General features: G+C 66.5%; 15 protein-coding genes. 10 read left to right on the top strand and 5 right to left on the bottom strand.

Annotated elements, in window-relative coordinates:
• Window positions 1-57 precede the first annotated feature (57 nt).
• Window positions 58-615, top strand: coding sequence for a GtrA family protein (locus JOE69_RS06425; protein WP_309797072.1), 558 nt, complete (start codon window positions 58-60; stop codon window positions 613-615).
• Here the strand turns inward: JOE69_RS06425 and JOE69_RS06420 are convergent.
• Entirely contained in the window at window positions 599-1,324 is a 726-nt protein-coding gene (locus JOE69_RS06420) for a TIGR03089 family protein (RefSeq protein WP_309797070.1), read from the bottom strand. The two genes, JOE69_RS06425 and JOE69_RS06420, sit on opposite strands and share 17 nt — an antisense overlap.
• Window positions 1,325-1,621: 297 nt before the next feature.
• Here JOE69_RS06420 and JOE69_RS06415 point away from each other — a divergent pair, with 297 nt between their 5' ends.
• Genes JOE69_RS06415 through JOE69_RS06405 form a run of 3 tightly spaced genes read left to right on the top strand, consistent with a single transcriptional unit; the run spans window position 1,622 to window position 7,528 of the window.
• On the top strand, window positions 1,622-2,197 hold the full coding sequence (locus JOE69_RS06415) for a WhiB family transcriptional regulator (protein WP_309797067.1): 576 nt from the start codon (window positions 1,622-1,624) through the stop codon (window positions 2,195-2,197).
• 11 nt (window positions 2,198-2,208) lie between these two features.
• Window positions 2,209-5,658, top strand: a complete 3,450-nt coding sequence (locus tag JOE69_RS06410) for a glycosyltransferase family 2 protein (RefSeq protein WP_309797066.1) — start codon at window positions 2,209-2,211, stop codon at window positions 5,656-5,658.
• A complete protein-coding gene (locus JOE69_RS06405; protein ID WP_309797064.1) occupies window positions 5,645-7,528 on the top strand; it encodes a DUF5719 family protein in 1,884 nt (627 codons plus the stop codon). Before JOE69_RS06410 ends, JOE69_RS06405 begins: the two co-directional genes overlap by 14 nt.
• A gap of 21 nt (window positions 7,529-7,549) precedes the next feature.
• Here the strand turns inward: JOE69_RS06405 and JOE69_RS06400 are convergent, their stop codons facing one another.
• Window positions 7,550-8,038 carry a metallopeptidase family protein gene (locus JOE69_RS06400; RefSeq protein ID WP_309797061.1) on the bottom strand — a complete coding sequence of 163 codons (489 nt, stop codon included), beginning with the start codon at window positions 8,036-8,038 and terminating at the stop codon, window positions 7,550-7,552.
• A 90-nt stretch (window positions 8,039-8,128) separates the two neighbouring features.
• Here JOE69_RS06400 and JOE69_RS06395 point away from each other — a divergent pair, with 90 nt between their 5' ends.
• From JOE69_RS06395 to JOE69_RS06380, 4 genes are all read left to right on the top strand, one after another.
• Window positions 8,129-8,530: a DUF3499 domain-containing protein gene (locus JOE69_RS06395; RefSeq protein WP_309797059.1), complete on the top strand. Its 402-nt coding sequence runs from the start codon at window positions 8,129-8,131 to the stop codon at window positions 8,528-8,530.
• A 73-nt stretch (window positions 8,531-8,603) separates the two neighbouring features.
• Window positions 8,604-8,831 (top strand): Trm112 family protein, encoded by a 228-nt coding sequence (locus tag JOE69_RS06390; RefSeq protein ID WP_296363914.1) that lies wholly within the window; start codon window positions 8,604-8,606, stop codon window positions 8,829-8,831.
• Between the two features lie 14 nt (window positions 8,832-8,845).
• Window positions 8,846-10,312, top strand: a complete 1,467-nt coding sequence (ahcY, locus tag JOE69_RS06385) for an adenosylhomocysteinase (protein WP_309797056.1) — start codon at window positions 8,846-8,848, stop codon at window positions 10,310-10,312.
• A 189-nt stretch (window positions 10,313-10,501) separates the two neighbouring features.
• A complete protein-coding gene (locus tag JOE69_RS06380) occupies window positions 10,502-11,773 on the top strand; it encodes a L,D-transpeptidase (RefSeq protein ID WP_296363916.1) in 1,272 nt (423 codons plus the stop codon).
• A 5-nt stretch (window positions 11,774-11,778) separates the two neighbouring features.
• Here JOE69_RS06380 and JOE69_RS06375 read toward each other — a convergent pair whose 3' ends face one another.
• On the bottom strand, window positions 11,779-12,579 hold the full coding sequence (locus JOE69_RS06375) for an RDD family protein (protein ID WP_309797054.1): 801 nt from the start codon (window positions 12,577-12,579) through the stop codon (window positions 11,779-11,781).
• An 80-nt stretch (window positions 12,580-12,659) separates the two neighbouring features.
• On the opposite strand from JOE69_RS06375, the gene JOE69_RS06370 reads away from it, so the two are divergent.
• Complete coding sequence (locus tag JOE69_RS06370; protein ID WP_309797052.1) at window positions 12,660-13,652, top strand: stage II sporulation protein M; 993 nt, start codon at window positions 12,660-12,662, stop codon at window positions 13,650-13,652.
• A gap of 65 nt (window positions 13,653-13,717) precedes the next feature.
• Window positions 13,718-14,914, top strand: coding sequence for a TIGR01906 family membrane protein (locus JOE69_RS06365; protein ID WP_309797050.1), 1,197 nt, complete (start codon window positions 13,718-13,720; stop codon window positions 14,912-14,914).
• 15 nt (window positions 14,915-14,929) lie between these two features.
• Here the strand turns inward: JOE69_RS06365 and JOE69_RS06360 are convergent, their stop codons facing one another.
• Both JOE69_RS06360 and JOE69_RS06355 read right to left on the bottom strand, forming a co-directional pair.
• Window positions 14,930-16,777: an AMP-dependent synthetase/ligase gene (locus tag JOE69_RS06360; protein ID WP_309797049.1), complete on the bottom strand. Its 1,848-nt coding sequence runs from the start codon at window positions 16,775-16,777 to the stop codon at window positions 14,930-14,932.
• A gap of 34 nt (window positions 16,778-16,811) precedes the next feature.
• Window positions 16,812-18,473 (bottom strand): dolichyl-phosphate-mannose--protein mannosyltransferase, encoded by a 1,662-nt coding sequence (locus tag JOE69_RS06355; protein ID WP_309797047.1) that lies wholly within the window; start codon window positions 18,471-18,473, stop codon window positions 16,812-16,814.
• Between the last annotated feature and the right edge of the window lie 38 nt (window positions 18,474-18,511).

The following is an 18,511-nucleotide window of genomic DNA, read 5'->3' as shown; positions in this document are numbered from 1 at the left end:
GAGTAAAATAGACGGTTGGCCCAGAAATCGGGCCGGTTTTCAAGACCGTGGAGGGTCATGTTTCCATCGATTATGCATCGCCTGCGTGGCCTGGTGGGCCTCTTCTGGCGTGAGGTCGCCAAGTTCGGCGTCGTCGGCGGAGTCGCATTCGTGATCGACACCGTCATCTACATCTGGCTGATGGCCGGCCCGATGCACGGCAGCGAGGTATGGGCCAAGGCCATCGCCACGATCGTGGCGAGCATCTTCTCCTGGGTGGCCAACCGGTATTGGACCTTCCGGCATCGCAAACAAGCCAACGTAGTCCGGGAGGCCGTGCTGTTCGCGATCATGAACGGCATCGGACTGTTGATCGCCGCGGGCTGCGTTTTCGTGGCGAAGTATTGGCTGGGCGTCGAGAGCAAAGTCGGCCTGTTCATCGCCGGAAGCGTGGTCGGCCTGATCCTGGGCACCATTTTCCGGTTCTTCGCCTACCGGTTCTGGGTGTTCACCGCGGAACTGGACGCCGATCCCGAGTTCGCCAACGACCGGGAACTGATCGAAGCCCACACTGCGGCGCCGGCCGCGGACAGCCCGGTTGCGCAGACCCCGGAACGGACTAACCGCGCCGAGTGACCCCCTCGGCCTGCAGCAGTTTTTCGCTGGCCAGCGCGGCATCCGAGAAGAGCACCACGGAGCCGCCGGCCTGCCAAATCCCCAAAGCCGCGAAAGCCACCCGGGACAGTCCCTCGCCCGCATCGAGCGCCACCCGGGAAGCCGCGTCCCAGCCCTCGGCGAGCCCGGCGATCCGGGCGTAATCGACGCTCCGATCCAGACCCGCCATGGCGATGCCGTCGGGCTCCGGGTCGTCGAACCGAACGAAGGCGTCGGCGAACATCCGGACTTCGGCCGCGTAGTCGTGCACTTCGGCATCATCCGGCAGTGCGCCCGGCCAGGCCATGGCCAGCGCCGGAAGGGCGACCGCGACGGCATCGGTCCGCCGGGCGGCTGCGGCCAGCCCGGATGTTTCGGCTGCGAACCAGACTGATGCGGAATCGGCCAAGCCGGAATCGGGTTCGGCAACGAACCGCACCGTCGCGGCGCAGGCCAACCCCGCCAAGCAAATGCACAGGGATTTCCAATGCGCCGGCAATTGCAGGGCGATCAAAGCGCCTGCTACGACGTCGAATTCCTCGGTCAGGAAATTCGCCGATTTGGCGACCCAATTGTCCAGAACTTTTCCGGAGAGTTCGATCCTTTCGCCGTCGGGGCCGTACCAGGTCAGGCGGGGCGCTCCCGGATCAACCGTGCGCAGGGAGTGGAGCAGGGAATCGATCGCGGTCATCGCAGTGCCTTTCGCAAGCGTTCGGGCCTTTGCCGCTCGGTCCGCGGCCCATGCACCCGGACCAATTCACGCACATCGGCCAACACGCCGCCAGTTCGAGAAAATCCCGGGCGTGGCGTGGCTGGGAAAATGCGCTGGGTATGGATAAAATTCCCGGTTCCGCTTGACGGGCAGCGTATTACACGGTTGTAATTAGACTACGAAAGCCACGGTGGAGAACTTCAGCAGTCAGCACAGAAGCAAATACCAAAAGCAACACCAAAGCAACACAGCCGTGGCGAAACCAGGAGGACCATCATGGGGCAAGCGGAGCGTAGCAATACAACTCCGAATGGGCGATCCGGAGCCTTCGAGGACGAATCGGCGCTGCAGGCGCAAGCGGCATCGCTTTACCGCTCCCGTGGAGTCCCCGGAGACTGGTACGTGGATCCGGCGGATCCGCAAGCTGCTGAGCGGTATCGCAGCGCCGAAGCGGAGTCCATCGAAGACCAAGCCACCGCATTCCTCGCCGCGCATGAGGCATTGGAAGACGGCACCGAGTTGCGAATCGGTGCCCCGGAGAAGCCGGGCAGCGTCGAGCTCACCGGCCATGCCGACCAAGCCGTCTGGATCGGATTGCCCGGCATGCCTTTGGCAGATCCGTCCGATGAAGGCGAATTGGGCTGGCAAGCCGATGCTTTGTGCGCACAAACCGATCCGGAGGCTTTCTTCCCGGAAAAAGGCGGCTCCACCCGCGACGCGAAAAAAGTTTGCGGCTCCTGCAACGTCCGCTCGCAATGCCTCGAGTACGCTCTTTCCAATGATGAGCGGTTCGGCATCTGGGGCGGCCTCTCGGAACGCGAGCGGCGCCGGTTACGGAAGCGAGCAGTCTGATTTCTGAAGCTATGCGCGTCACAGCCGTCGTGGTCAGCCACGACGGCTCGACGTATTTACCCAGGACTCTTGCCGCAATCCAGGCGCAGACCAGGATGCCTGACCGGGTCATCGGCGTCGACACCGATTCCGGGGACAATTCCCTGGCGCTGCTGAGCGGCTCGCTCGGCGCGCAGAATGTGCTGCGGATCGAAGCCCGGGGCGGCTTCGGCGCCGCGGTCCGGGCGGCACTCGCCGGAGCCACTGCGCGGGACAGCACCGAGGACACCAGCACCGAAACCGAATTCCTCTGGTTCCTGCATGACGATTCGGCTCCGGAACCGACAGCACTCGCCGAGTTGCTGCACGCCGTCGAGCGCGCACCGTCGGTGACCATCGCCGGCTGCAAACAGGTCGATTGGAACGACCGCCGGAGCCTGGTCGACGTCGGATTGAGCACCAGCCGGTGGGGCGAACGGCTCACCATGATCGACTTGGACGAGCAGGACCAGGGCCAATACGACGCCAAAAGCGATGTCTTCGCGGTCAATTCCGCAGGAATGCTGGTTCGGCGCGACGTCTGGAATGCGCTCGGCGGTTTCGACCCGGCGTTCCCCGGCACCGGCGACGATGTGGATCTCTGCTGGCGCAACCGGCTTGCCGGGCACCGGGTCGTGGTGGTGCCCAGCGCTGTGGTCGGGCACGTCCGGGACCGTCCGGACGGCCTGGGCACGGACAGCGCGGCGCGAAAGGCCGAAATCCACCTGCGGCTCAAGCACGCCGTCTGGTGGAAGGTCCCGCTGCTCTGGATCGGGGCCTTGCTCGGCGGGTTCTACCGCCTTTTCGCGGGATTGCTGTTCAAGGACCCGGGGCACGGCGGTCGGCAATTCGTAGCCAGCCTGGGCGCGCTCGCCCGGCCCGGAGCGATCATCCGCTCGCGGCGTTCCGCAAACCGGACCCGTCGGGTATCCCGATCGGTGATCCAGAAACTGCAGGTCGACGGGCGGGACGTGCGCAGTTACCGGCGCGCGCTGCTCGAAGCCTTGACCGGTGCCGGTGAAATCCCGGATGACGACTTGGTCGACGCGGGCGGCGAATATGTGCCCAGCGGGGACGCCGACGACGATTTCGCCGCGATCAGCACCTCGCGCCGGTTGTGGATCGGCACCGGAGCCGTGGTGGCGGTGGTGCTGCTCGGCGCGGTTTCGCTGGTTTCGATGTCCCGATTGATCGGCGCCGAGGCGCTCAGCGGCGGCGGGCTGCTGCCGCTGTCGACCACGATCCAGGACATTTGGCACAATGCGGTCAGCTGGTGGATCGGTCTGGGCGGCGGCTGGCCGGGGCACGGCGATCCCTTCGACCTGGTGCTCTGGCTGCTCGCCGTGCTGGGCTTGGGCAATGGCTCGGCGGCCGTGGTGTGGCTGGTGCTGCTGGCCCTGCCGCTGGCCGGCTTGGGCGCCTGGTTCTGCACCGGGGCGCTGGTCCGGAGCCGGTGGCCGCGGTTGCTGGCCGCACTGGTTTGGGCCGCGGCACCGGTTTTCCTGCTGAGCTTGGGCCAGGGCCGGCTCGGCGCGATGATCGCGCACCTGCTCATTCCCTGGGTGTTCCTGGGTTTCATCCGTTCGATGGGTGCGGCCCAGTCGCGCCGGGGCAGCGACCCGGCACTCACCGCGGCATTGCCGACCGGCAAGCCGGGCAGCGCCGGGCGGATTTCCTGGACTGCGGCTGCCGCCTCGGGCCTGGGCTTGGCGATCTTGACTGCCAGCGCACCCAGTCTGCTGCCGCTGGCGCTGCTGCTGGTGCTTGCGCTGATGGTCTTCGGCGGACGCCGGGCGCGTACGCTCTGGTGGACCCTGCTGCCTACCGCCGCGCTTTTCGTGCCATTCATCATTTCCACCTTGGACCGGCCGCGAGCGATCCTGGCCGACCCCGGGGTGCCACTGGCCTTCAACAATGCGCCCAGCTGGCAGCAGGCTTTGGGCCAACCGATCCTGATCGGCTCGGAGACCGCGGTTCCGGGTGCCGCTTGGCTCGGCACCGGGCTGCCCTGGGCCTGGCTGGTGGCGCTGCTCGTCGGGGCTCCGCTGCTGCTCCTCGCACTCGCCGGTTTGCTCTGGCCGAATCGGCGCAGCCGCACGGTGCGGGTGTTCTGGATGGTCGGCGTGCTCGCCTTGTTGCTCGGCTACCTGGTCGGCCAGATCGGGACCGCCACCAGTGCTGCCGCCCTGGTCACCCCGTTCAGCGGACCTGCGGTCTCGGTCTTCGTTTTCGCGCTGCTGGGTTCGGCAGTGATCGCTTTGGACGCGGTGCAGCGCTGGCACGGCAAAGAAGACGGCAGCGCAGTGCAAGGCCGGAGCCTGCCGCAGGTTGCCGCCAGCGTGCTCAGCCTGCTCCTGGCGATCGCGCCGATCGTCTCGCTGGGCCTGTGGACCTCGCAGAATTTGACCACCGGCACCGACGTCAGGAGCAGCACGGTCCGGACCTTGCCGGCTACTGCCACGGACCGCGGTCTGGGTTCGGACCGCAGCCGGACGCTGGTCATCGACACCAAGCCGGACGGCTCCGTCGATGCGGCGCTGGTGCGTGGTGCCGGGACCTCGCTCGACTCGTTGTCCGCGATTGCCGCGGCGCAGGGGATCAGCGGGCTGCCCGGCGCGGAGAAAATCGCGGACGACGATCCGATCAACGCCACGGTGCGCAATGCGGTAGCCGCGATCGTGGCCGGTACCGGAGTCGACCCCGGGAGCATGCTGACCAACCTCGGCGTCGGCTTCATCGTGTTGCACAAAAGCGACACCCAGGCCGAGTTGTTGGCGAGCCAGATCGACGCCGTTCCGGGGCTGGCCGCAGTGGGTCCGACTGAGCAGGGTTGGTTGTGGCGGGTCACCCCGCAGGTTTCCGGTGCCGCTGCCGCGACGGAGACCATCGCCCGAATCCGGATCGACGACGGCAAGGGCACCACGCTGGGCTTCGTGGCCTCGGAACCAGCCGGGACGGATACCAGCATCGGAGCCGGGCCGCAGGGCCGTCTGCTGATCATGGCGGAGCGCGCCGATGCGGGTTGGAGCGCCTGGTTGGACGGCCGGAAGCTGCAGACCGCGCCGGCTCCGCAAGGATCCGGAAGCTGGGCCCAGGCGTTCGCCCTGCCGCCGGAAGGCGGCCGCTTGGAAATCCGTTATGTGCAACCTTGGGCGGCTTGGTGGGCCACGGTGCAGATCGTCTTGCTCGCGCTGACCGCCTTGCTGGCGATTCCGCTGCCCGGAGGACGCTCGCGGCTCTCCCGTTCCACGGCGTTGGCCGCGGCCAACGCGCGCCGCAGCGGAGCCGGTCTGCCGGTTGCCGGCCCGCCCGGGGCTGCGCCGACCAGTACTGCCGGAATCCGAAACGCCGAGACGTCTGAATCGCAGATTGCGGACGCGGCCGTAGCGGCAAAGCCCGGTGCCGAGCGCACCTTCCAGGGGGATCATGATGAACGAGCCTGAGCAGTCGAAATCCGGGGCCGAGGTTCCTGAGGGCGAGCCGGGAACCCCGGCTACCGGCCCGGAGCCCGACGCCGCTGCGGCACCGCCGCCGGCCGCTGCAGAACTGCCGGCCGAACCCGGGGCGGCAGCGAAAATTGCGGCGGAGCAGCCCGAGGCAACGGCGGCGGCCGAAACCCCGGTGACGTCAGCCAAGCCAGCCAAGACGGCCAAGCCAGCCAAACCGAAGCGTCCGGCCGCCGGCAAGCCGGCGTCGAGCCGACGGGCCGAGCGGGCCGCAGCACCGAGATCGGCGCTGCGCGTCGCGGCGGGCATCGCCTCGGGACTGGGCATCGCGGTGCTGGCCGCAGCCGTGGTCGCGGCGGGCACGGTTTTCCCGGGCCAGCCGGCCACCGCCCGGATCGAACCGCAGAACGCGAAGCTGCCGGCCGGGCAGACCGTGGCGAATTGCCCTGGCCCGGCGCAATTGCTGCAGAGCGCAGCCGCGGGGACCGATCCGCAGTTCTCCCCGGCGTCGACGAGCGCGAGGACCCAGGTCACCGGCATCGCCACCGGGAACCAGCAGGCAGTTCTGCCTACCAGCTTTTTGGCGCCATTGAGCGCCGATCCGGGGGCCGCACCGTTGGCCCGGATTTCGCAACAACCCGACTCCGTCCCGACGCCGGCGCCCGGTGCGCCGCCGAGTCCGGGCAAATCCGGGGTGCTGGCCGGCCAGGCGGTCGGCGGTGCATCGGTGCTGCGCGCCGATCCGGTGGCCGGGCAGCATACCAACGCCGCAGCGGTGCAGAGCTACTCGGCGACCGACGGCGACCTGCGCGGGCTAGCCGCCGCTTCCTGCCAGAGCCCGTCGAACGATGTCTGGCTGGTCGGCGCGAGCACCGAAGTCGGACGCACCGCGATCTTGACCTTGGGCAACTCTTCGGCGACTGCGGCGACCGTGAACCTGGATTTGTACGGCGGCAGCGGTCAGATCCAGAGCGCGGGCGCACGCGGCATCTTGATCCCGCCGGGTACCGAACGCTCGGTGGTTCTGGCCGGCCTGGCGCCCGGGCAGAAGAACCTCGCGGTGCGGGCCCGCTCGAATGGCGGAGCGATTTCCGCGGTGATTCAGCAATCCGCGCTGCGTGGCCTGGTCCCCGGCGGCGTCGAATTCCTGACTCCGGTGGCGGCGCCGGACCAAGCGCAGGTGATCACCGGCATCCAGACCTTGGATCCGGCCCTGGCCGGCGAAATTTCCGGCCAGTCCGGCTACTCGGATGCGCAGACCGCGCTCCAGGTCGCGGTGCCCGGTGCCTCGGACGCGATCGTCCAGGTGCAGGTATTCGGCCAGGGCGGTCCGGCGAGTTTGCCCAATGGCGGGGTGTTCACGGCCAAAGCTGGTTCGGTTACCGAGCTGCCCTTGTCCGGCTTGCCGGCGGGAAGCTACACGGTGCAGATTTCTGCGCCGAGCGCGGTGACTGCAGCGGTGCGCAGCGTGCGCGCCACGAAGGCCGGCGATCCGGTGGATTTCGCCATGGCGGGCGCCTCGCTGAAGATTTCGGACAGCCAATTGCTGGTGCTTCCGGCCGGTGCGGCCAGTGCGTTGAGTTTCAGCGCGCCCAGTGGGAAGGGCCAACTATCGCTGACCCCGATCGGCACCGATGGCGCGTACCAACCGGCGAAGAGTCTGGACGTTTCCGGCGGGACCACCGTGCTCATCGATCCGCAGCAGCTTGCCGGCGGTCCGGTCAGCGGGTTCCTGGTCTCCGCCAGCGGCGATGCGGTTTACGGTGCTCAGCTGCTGACCCAGCCGGACGGCGTCGGATTGTCGGTGCTGTCGTTGCCGCGCACCGCACCCGGACCGCAGAGTCTCAAAATCGCGCTCGGTTACTGAAAAACGGGCAGATCCGGTGGTTCAGAACCGGCGGGTCCGTCCGTAGGTCGGGTCGACCGATTCCGGGGTGAGATTCAGCAGCACCGCCACTTGCTCGACCACCGAATCATGGACCACCTCGCGCATCTCTTCGTCGCTGTCGGTGATCTGCGCGATCGGTCGGCGGTAAACCGTGATGGTTGCCGGACCGTTCGCTTCGGCCGGCCGCAACGAGGCCATCGGGGCAGGCTGGCCCAGGGCCACCAGTTCCTCGAGGGCACCCGGGATCTCATCGACGGCGAATTGCACCCGGTCCAGCGAGCCGCCCCAGATGTCCTGCAGCCGGTCCGCCGATTCGACGACCAAATCGTCGAAATGCTCGGCGCGGGTACGGGCTCCGGGCAGCGGCGGCACCATGATCCGGCCGCGCAGTCCGCGGCCGCGCCGGTCCCGTCGGCGTCGGCCGAAGCTCCGGCCCCGGGTCGACGTCATTGAACCTTCGGAAAGCTCGAACCGCCATCCTTGCTGCATAGTCCGATGCTAGTCCTTCGGGTGCCATCTCGGCGACATTCCCGCTCCGGGTGCGCTTTCGGGGCGGATCGGACGGTAGGCTACTTGTTCGTGGGAAAGATGCGTCAGTGTTCACGATCCGGCTGCCAAGAATCGGCGGTCGCGACTTTGACGTACGTCTACGCCGATTCCACTGCGGTGCTGGGGCCGCTGGCGACTTATGCCGAGCCGCACAGTTACGATTTGTGTACCCTGCATGCCGGCCGGTTGACCGTCCCGCGCGGCTGGGAAGTGCTGCGCCTGGCGATGCCGGAAGGACCGCCGCCGCCGAATCCCGATGATCTGCTGGCCCTGGCCGATGCGGTCAGGGAAGCCGCGAACACCGCCGAAACCACAGCTTCCGGGCCCATCGTGCAGCGGGCCAGCCGGGCTCCGCTCGAGCCGCCGCCGGCGGAACCGGGATCCGAACCGACCGGGGCACGGCGGGGCCATTTGCGGATCCTCCGCGACTGAGCCGATGTGCTTGGTCACAGGCGCGCGCAGTAGGCTGTCCTGCAGAAGCCAGAGTGCCGTGTTGAGGAGCCCGATGTCCTACCTGCAGAAGGATCTGCTGAATATTCTCCGTTGTCCGGTGACCGGCTCACGGCTGCGGCTCGGCGAGCAGGAACTGATCAGCGAAGCCGCCGGCCCGGACGGGCAGCAATTGCATTACCCGGTGCAGGACGGGATCGCAATCCTCCTGCCGGCGCAATCCGCGCAAACTGACCGCGGGGCTCCCGAGGCGGCTCCGGCCGATCGGGAAAGCCACCGCTGAGCCTGAGGAAAAGCATGTCTTTCGACTACAAGATCGCCGATATTTCGCTGGCCGAAGCGGGCCGCCACCAAATCAGGTTGGCCGAGCACGAGATGCCCGGGCTGATGTCGCTGCGCGCCGAATTCGGTGCGGAGCAGCCGCTCAAGGGCGCCCGGATCGCCGGATCCCTGCACATGACCGTGCAGACCGCGGTATTGATCGAGACTCTGGTCGCGCTGGGCGCCGAGGTGCGCTGGGCGTCCTGCAACATCTTCTCCACCCAGGATGAAGCGGCGGCCGCGGTCGTCGTAGGCACCGGCAGTGTGGCGCAGCCGGCCGGAGTGCCGGTGTTCGCCTGGAAAGGCGAGTCGCTGGAAGACTACTGGTGGACCGCCGAACAAATCCTCAGCTGGCCGGGCGCCGAGCAGGATCCCGAGTTGGGCCCCAACCTGATCCTGGATGACGGCGGCGACGCCACCATGCTGCTGCACAAGGGCGTCGAGTACGAGGCCGCCGGGGGAGTGCCTTCGGCCGCCGGGACGGACAGCGAGGAATGGGTGATCGTGCTGGACCGGCTGCGTGCCGCACAGGCCCAGGACGGTCGGAAATGGACCAGGATCGCCGAACGGATCCAAGGCGTGACCGAAGAAACCACCACTGGCGTGCACCGGCTTTACCAATTGGCGGAACAAGGCAAGCTGCTGTTCCCGGCGATCAACGTCAACGATTCGGTCACCAAGAGCAAGTTCGACAACAAGTACGGGATCCGGCATTCGTTGCCGGACGGCATCAACCGGGCGACCGATGTGCTGATCGGCGGCAAGGTCGCGGTCGTCTGCGGTTACGGCGACGTCGGCAAGGGCGCCGCGGAAGCGCTGCGCGGCCAGGGCGCCCGGGTCATCGTCACCGAAATCGATCCGATCTGCGCCCTGCAGGCAGCAATGGACGGTTACCAGGTGGCGAAACTGGATTCCGTGCTCGGTGAAGGCCATCTGTTCATCACCACGACCGGCAACAAGGACGTCATCATGGCGGAGCATATGCTGGGCATGCGGGACAAGGCGATTGTCGGCAATATCGGGCACTTCGACAATGAGATCGACATGGCCGGGTTGAGCCGGGTGCCGGGCGTGGTGAAGACCGAGATCAAACCGCAGGTGCACGAGTGGGTCTTCGAGCAGGGCAGCGACGCCGAGCGTTCGATCATCGTGCTTTCCGAGGGGCGATTGCTCAACCTGGGCAATGCAACCGGCCATCCTTCGTTCGTGATGAGCAATTCCTTCGCCAACCAGACGATCGCGCAGATCGAACTGTTCACCAAGCACGGCACCGGCGAGTACCAGAACCAGGTCTATGTGCTGCCCAAGATCTTGGACGAGAAGGTGGCCAGATTGCATTTGGCGGCCTTGGACGTGGAACTGACCGAACTGAGCAAGGACCAGGCCGAGTACTTGGACGTTGATGTTGCCGGACCGTACAAGGCTGAACATTACCGCTACTGATTCGCGGCTCCGGCGGAGTGCGGCGCACCGGCTACGGCTGGACCCCGGAAATTCGTTGCGCGACTGAGACTGCAGCCTCCGGCGAGTTGCGCTTTCCCGGGGATAAAATAATTTCCTATCGTGTTCCGCTGCGCTGCAGCCGGGGCGCGATTCGGTCGGATATTGGCGGGGAAAGTCCTGGGAGCGGGAATGTCGGATTACCAACACGAAGACGCCGGATACGCAGCAACCACTGAGCCGGGCAAACCTCGGCGCAAGGCGTGGAAGATCGGGCTCATCGTGGCGCTCTGCGCGGTGGTCGGGGCCGGAGGCATCGGTGCGGTCGCGGTGGTGCCCTGGGCCCAGGCGAAGGTCGATGCGGTGCCGGACGGCGGGACGGGCAGCAGTGCTGCGGTCGCGGCCAAACCGGTGGAACTGGGCGTGAGCCCGGTCGACGGCGCAGTGCAAGTCAACCCGGTGGCTCCGGCTGCGGTGAAAGCCGTCAACGGAAAGCTCAAGGCGGTTTCGCTGGTGGACAACAAGACCGGCGCAGCGGCCGCCGGTTCGCTCAGCGCCGACGGCACGTCGTGGACTGCAGCCGGCCCATTGGCCTTCGACACCAGTTACACCTACACCTTGACCGTGCTGGACGGCGCGAACCGGGAAAGCACCAAGACCCAGACCTTCAGCACCGTGCCGGCCGCCAACGAAGCCGATGCCACCAGCTACGTGCGCGACGGCGGCAATGTCGGAGCCGGCCAACCGGTGGAATTGACCTTCAGCGAACCGGTGCTGAACAAGGCGGCCGTGGAAAACGCGATCAAGATCACCAGCTCATCCGGACAGGTGGGCGCTTTTCGCTGGTTCGGCGACAAGATCGTGCGTTACCGACCGGAGAATTTCTGGACCGCCAAGAGCGTGGTGACGGTGGACCTGAAACTGCTGGGGGTCGACTTCGGCAACGGGATGATCGGCAACTTCAACAAGACCATCACGATGAACGTCGGGGACAAAAAGGTGTTGGTGGCCGATGCCGCGAACCACGTCTCGAACCTCTACGTGAACGATGTCCTGGTCCGGACCATGCCGGTCACAATGGGCGATACCCGGTTCCCCTCCGCAGCCGGGTTCCTGGTCATGATGGAAAAGGAGAAGGAAGCCGTCTTCAAAGCGGATTCGATCGGCTTGCAGCCCGGGGACCCCGCCTATTACGGCACCCTGAACGTTTCCAACGCGATCCGGATCACCACCGGCGGCGAGTACGTGCACCAAGCGTTGCCCGCGGCTTACGGCAACGTCGGCAATTCCAATGTTTCGCACGGGTGCGTGGGCTTGCTGCCAGATGACGCGAATTGGGTCTTCGACAATATGACCACCGGAGACCTGGTCCAGGTGATCAACTCCGAGCGCGGCCCGACCGAGGCCGACGACGGCTTCGGGGATTGGAACATCCCCTGGGCGCAATACGCTTCACGGGGCTGATCCGGTCAGGATCCGAACGGCAATTTGTTCAGGCGCGCGCCGAGTTGTTGGGCGCGCGCCTTTTCGGCGCTCAGCCGCCGGAAATCGCGATCCCGCCGTTCCGCGCTGAGCGCGGCCAAGAAGTCCTGAGGCAGGGTCCCGGCCGGCGGCGGCGGAGCGACGAAATCCGAAGCCTCGTCGGCCAAGTCGCGGGCGAGTCCGGCCCGGGACGCCGGAGCCATTTTCCCGGACTGGTCATTGAACTGCGAGATCCGGCGGGCCAAACCGTCCGGAAGCCGGGCGATGTCCGCCAAGCGGACCCAGGGCACCAGCTGGGCCGGGACATCGATCCGCAGGACCGGGGTCGCCGGTACCCGCTCGCGCATCGAATAGGTGCCGGCGAGCATGTCGCCGAGCCGCTTCGAGCGCTCGTTGAACATCGAAGCGAGGAACGCCACCGAACCCAAGGAAAGGTATATCTCCAGATAGCCCAACACCCCGCGGATCAGGGCTTGCCGGAACCGGATCGAGCCGCCGTCGTCGCGCACGATCCGCAATCCCATGGCGTACTTCCCCAAAGACTTGCCCCGGGTGAGGGTTTCCACCGCCACCGGCAGGATCACCAGGTAGAAAATCGTCAAGCCCAGGAACAACGCGCTGACCGCCGCGGGATCCAAGTCCCGGAACAACTGGAAGATCAGCAGAACCGTGCCCAGGAAGAGCAACAGCGAAGTCACCACATCGAGCAGCAGACCCAGGCCGCGGGCCGCGAAGGAGGCGGGTCTGAGTTCCAGGACGACTGCTTCACCCGTGACGATCGAGGTCATGGCCACCAGCCTATGTGAAGCGTCGGCCTTCCCGCAGCCCGGCGGTGTTCTCGGACCGACGCGGGAAGTAGGCTGGGGTTGTGGATTTGGATGCCTTCACTGCGGTGCACCGGGACGAGTGGGAACGGCTCAAGGCGCTCAATGCCCGGCGCCGGCTCAGCGGGGCCGAAGCGGATGAGCTGCTTCGGCTCTACCAATCGGCCTCCGCGCACCTGTCGTTGATCCGCTCCGTGGCTCCCGAAGGTGCGCTCTCCGCTTCGTTGTCCACGGTGTTGGCGCAGACCCGGACCAAGTTCACCGGTGCCCGTTCGAGCCCGCTCGAAGATCTGGCCGGCTTTTTCACCAGTAGCCTTCCGGCGGCCTTCTACCGCTTGCGCTGGCTCACCGTGGTCGTGGCCGCGGCCTTTCTGGCGATCGCTTTGGCTTACGGCATCTGGGCCGGTGGCAATCCGGCAGTGCTGCGCGCAATGGGCGATGACGAACAGTGGCGCCAGATCGCGGACAGCGGATTCGTGGCCTACTACTCGGACAACCCGGCCGCGTCCTTCGCCGGACAGGTCTGGACCAACAACGCCTGGATCGCGGCGCAGTGCGTGGCCTTCGGGGTCACCGGGATCTGGGTGCCCTTTGCGATTTACAGCAATGCGCAGAACGTGGGCATCATGGGCGGGATGATGTTCAGCCATGACCGCGGAGACGTCTTCTTCAGCTATATCCTGCCGCACGGGCTGATGGAGCTGACCGCGGTGTTCATCGCCGGGGCAGCCGGTCTGCGGATTTTCTGGGCCTGGGTGTCACCGGGGCCCAAACGCCGGCTCGCGGCCTTGGCCAGCGAGGGCCGTTCGCTCATCACGGTTGCGCTCGGACTGGTCCTGGTGCTCCTGGTCTCGGGTCTGGTCGAAGCCTTCGTGACGCCTTCCGATCTGCCGGTCTGGCTGAAGATCGGCATCGGTGCAGTGGTGCTCGGCAGCTACTGGGCCTACACCTTGATCTGGGGACGCCGGGCATTCCGGGCCGGCCAGCGCGGCGACCTGGTCGAATCCGATGCCGGTGCGGTGTTGCCGGCCAGGTAGCCCAATATCCCGGTGCTCCGGGGTGGCAGCCGGGATCTGGAGCCGATCGCCGGTAATCTCGCAGTGTGAGTGGAAAAGCGAACCCCCCGTCCGAGGACGGCCGAAACGACGTTTCCGGCCGGAACGACCAGCAGTTTTCCGGTGCCGATGCGGACTTGGCCAAGGCGCTGGCCGATCATCAGTCCGGCTCCGACGAGGCGCCGGCCTTCGAATGGCTGGCTGCCGGGTCCGCCGAGGCGGGCAAGACTCCGACGCCACCGGCCGCAACCCAAGCGCCCGCAACCCAACCGGCCGCAGCGCGACCGGACGCAGCGCGACCGGACGGCAAGGAACCGGATGCCGGCAAGCCGGAGGTTGCTGCGCCGGCGCGGCCGTTGAAAGTGGAACTTCCGGCAGCCGGCGGCGATGCGGAACCGATGCGGGCACCGAGCACCTTGCCGGCTGCGTTGAAAACCGAAGTCCCCACCGAGACCACCATGCTGGCGATTCGGCCGCCGGAAGCGGAAATCGAGCGGCGCAATGCCGAGCGTGCCCAAGCCGCGGACGCCAAGCCGGTGCTGCCCCGAGTCTGGCAGGTTCTGGTCGCGGTGTTTTTCCCGTTCGTGCTGCTGCTGCTGGCGATCCGGGCGATCGCGACGCCGGTGTTCCTCTGGGTCGAGTACTACCGCCCGGGCTTCCCGGCAGACAGCTTCGGCTTCAGCAGCGACGACCGCTTGACTTACGGCTCCTACGCCGTCGACTATTTGAACAATTTCACCGGTCCCCGCTTCCTGGGCGACTTGGTCGGCAGCAATGGCCAACCATTGTTCCAAGCCGGTGAAGTCAGCCACATGGCCGATGTCAAAGGCGTCTACATGATGTCGATGCTGGCCGGTTTGGTGCTGCTGATCGCGATGATCGTGGGCATCGTCTATCTGGGCCGGCGCAGCGTCGGCGGGATCCGCCGGGCGTTGTTCGCCGGATCCGCCGCGACGCTGTTGATCATCATCGGGCTGGGCGTTTTCGCGGTCCTGGGCTGGGAACAGTTCTTCACCGGGTTCCACCAGATTTTCTTCGCCAACGGGACCTGGACCTTCCGGTTGTCCGATTCGCTGATCAAGTTGTTCCCGGAGCAATTCTGGACCGACGCCGGCGGGACCATCGCAGTCCTGGTGCTGCTGGCGGCCGCGCTGACTTTCGCCTTCAGCTGGCCGACCAAACGCCGTCGGGAGCGTTCGGCTGCTGCCGCCCGCCGCCCGCAGGGGCGCCGCGCGGCACTCTGAGGCCGGCTGCGGCATTCAGCCCGCGTACAAGCTGTCGATCAGTTCGTCGTTCGCGCTGATCACGGTGGCCCGTTTGACCTTCAGCGAGGGGGTCAGCTCGCCGGACTCCACTGCGAAGTCGGTAGCCAGCACCGCGAATTTCCGAATCGACTCGGCTCGCGAAACGCCCTGGTTCGCGCGGTCCACCGCACCCTGGAGTTCCGCCATGAGTTCGGCGGAATCAGCGGCCTGTGCCGCGCTCAGCGCACTGCCGTGCTGCGTGTTCCAGCGGGCCAGGGCTTCCTCGTCCAAGGTCAGCAAAGCGGCGACGAAGGGGCGCCCTTCACCGATCACCACGGCTTGGGAGATCAGGCCGGATTCGCGCAAGGCCTCCTCGAGCGGCGCCGGGTAGACGTTTTTGCCGCCGGCGGTGACGATCAGGTCTTTTTTCCGGCCGGTGATCGTGAGGTAACCGTCGTCGTCGAGCCGTCCCAGGTCGCCGGTACGGAAGAACCCGTCCACAAAAGCTTCCGCGGTCGCGGCCTCATTGGCGTGGTATCCGGCGAACACGCCGATTCCTTTGACCAGGACTTCGCCGTCCGGAGCGATCCGGATCGTGGTGCCCGGCAACGGGATCCCCACGGTGCCCACCCTGGTGTGTTCCGGGGTGTTCGCGGTGCACGGCGCGGTGGTTTCGGTCAGGCCGTAGCCTTCGAGCACCATGATCCCGGCACCCCGGAAAAAGTGCGCTTGGCGCAAGCCGAGTGCGCTGGCACCGGAGACCGTGTAATGGACTTTGCCGCCGAAGGCCTCGCGCAACTTCGCGTACACCAATTTGTCGAACAGCCACTGCTGACCGCGCAGCAAGAGGCCCGGCCCGTTGCCTTGGCCCCGGGTGTGCTGGTCGAGTGCTTTCGAGTAGCGGATCGCGGTGTCCACGGCGAACCCGAAGATCCTGCCCCGGCCGGACTCCTGTGCCTTCAACTCCGCGCCTTCGAGTACTTTTTCGTAGATCCGCGGCACGCAGAGCAAAAACGACGGCTGGAATCCGCCCAGATCGCCGAGCAGTTCCTTGACGCTGCTGGTGTGCCCCAACGTGGTTCCGGCGCTCAAGCAGACCACTTGGACGGCCCGGGCGAGCACGTGGGCCAGCGGGAGGAACATCAAGGTCCGGGTAGCGGCACCGGTGGCCAACAGCTCGGGCAGGAAGGGCACCGTGTTCTTCGCCACCAGGGCGAAGTTCCCATGCGTGATCTGGCAGCCTTTGGGCGAGCCGGTGGTACCGGAGGTGTAGACCATGGAGGCCACCGAGCCGAGCCCGGAAGCGCTGCGCTGGGCTTCCAGCTCGGCGTCGCCCACGCCCTGCCCGACGGCGGCCAGGGCGCCCAAGTGCGGTGAGTCGCCGTCGTCGTCGATGCACCAGAGCGAGACCGGGCCTTGGCCCAGCAACGCGGACCCGGCCAGCACCGCGCGGACCAACTCGAGTTTCGCGAGGTCTTCGACGACCACCAACCGGGCGCCGGAATCGACCAGGACCCATTCCACTTGCCGGGCCGAGGACGTTTCGTAGATCGGTACGGTGACCGCGCCGGCGAACCAGATCGCGAAATCGAGGACGGTCCATTCGTAGCGGGTGCCGGACATCACGGCAACGCGATCGCCCGGCGTGATCCCGGAGGCGATCAAGCCCTTCGCCAAGGCCCGGACCTGGCTCAGGAACTCGTCTGCTCGGACCGGCTGCCAAGGCACGCCCGGCTGATGGCCGGCAGGCTTGCGTTCGTAGAGGACCGCAGCCGGATCCGCGGCGACCCGCTCCAGCAACAGGTCGGTCACGTTCGATTCGGCAGGCAGATCCACCAGGAGTTCAGTGCTGGCTTCGTTCATTCGCAGGTCAACCTCTTCGATGCTCGGGTTCGGGTCAAATCCAACTGGGCATCCACATATGGGAACGCCAATCGTCGTAACTGATGGTCTGCGCGGTCCACAGGGGCAGGAAGAAGGCGCTGACCAAGATCGCCAACACCACGAAGAAGCCGACGATCACCATACCTTGTTGCCGGCGCCAGGGTGGGGCATCGGGTTTGCCCAGAATCAGGCCGAGGCAGAAAACCAGGGCCAGGATCATGTACGGTTCGTAGGCGATCGCGTAGAAGAAGAAGATCGTCCGCTCCGGATACATCAGCCACGGCAAATAGCCGACCGCCCAGCCGCAGAGGATGCCACCGGCCCGCCAGTCCCGGCGCAGGATCCAGTAGCCCAGGAGGAAGACCAGCGCTGCGGATCCGGCCCACCAAATCAACGGATTGCCGATCGATGAGACCACCTGGGCGCATTTGGCCGCGCCGCATTGGTTGTCCGGGTACTCCGCGAAGAAGGAGGTGGGCCGGCCCATCACGAACCAGGACCAGGCGTTCGCCTTGTACGGATGGTCCGAGGTGATGGACAGGCCGGAGGTGTACATCGACTGGTGGTAGTTCCAGAGCGAACGCAACGGCCCGGGCAGCCAATCCCAGCCCGGCGCCGGATTGCTGCTGGCCCACTGCCGGTTGTAGGCGTCGTTCGAGAGGAACCAGCCGGTCCAGCTGGCCAGATAGCTGGCCAAGGCCACCGGGACGATGCTCAGGAAGGCCACCGGGGAGTCCTTCAACAACGTCCCGGTGAACCAATACCGGATGCCGGCGGCGCGCCGGGCACTCATGTCCCAGAAGATCGTCAGCAGGCCGAATCCCGCGATGAAGAACAACCCCGACCACTTCGAACCGGCGCACAGGCCCAAGGCGACGCCCGCGGCCACCCGCCACCAGCGGATGCCGAGCCACGGCCCGTACAGCAAGTGCCGGGAACGGGGCTTGTCCGGTTCGTCCGCCAGTTTCCGGGCCAGCCGGCGGGCCAACCGGCGTCGGCCGTCGTCCCGGTCCAACACCAGCGCGGCGAACGCCAGCAAGGCGAAGAACATCACGAAGTTGTCCAACAACGCGGTCCGGGACTGCACGATGGCGTGCCCGTCCACCGCCATCAGGAGCCCGGCGACGGTGCCCAACAGGGTCGAGCGGAACAGCTTTTGCGCCAACAGCGCCACGATGAGCACGGACAAGGTGCCCACGACGGCGGTGCTGAACCGCCAGCCGAAGGTGTTGGCCGGTCCGAACAGCTGCATCCCTGCGGCAATCAACCATTTGCCGACCGGTGGATGGACCACGAATTCCGGGCTGTCCAGGAGCGCGGAAAAATCGCCGCTGTTGAACTTGGCGTTGGGATCCTTGTCCCAGGAGCGTTCGAATCCGCTGACCAAGAACGAATAAGCGTCCTTGACGTAGTAGGTCTCGTCGAAAACCAGGCTGCGCGGTTCGTCGAGCCGGACGAATCGCAACACCCCGCCGATCACCGCGGTCAGCACCGGCGCCAACCAGTACCACAGGCGCAGTGAGAGCGGGGTCTCCAGGAACCGCCAGCGAGGGCCCTGCAACCGGCGTTGCAGCGCCCGGAAGCCGAAGGCGCTCCGCGGGCCGACCAGCCAGGATGCCTGGCCGCCCGGATCGAGCCGGGGCGGCGGCACGCGCTCGTCGAGTTTCTGGCTCACCAGGCCATGCTACCGGGGCGCACCGGTAGCATGCGCGA

The organism is Arthrobacter russicus, assembly GCF_031454135.1.
In the GTDB taxonomy this organism is placed as follows: Bacteria; Actinomycetota; Actinomycetes; order Actinomycetales; family Micrococcaceae; genus Renibacterium; species Renibacterium russicum.
This window is presented reverse-complemented; position numbering and strand designations above follow the sequence as displayed.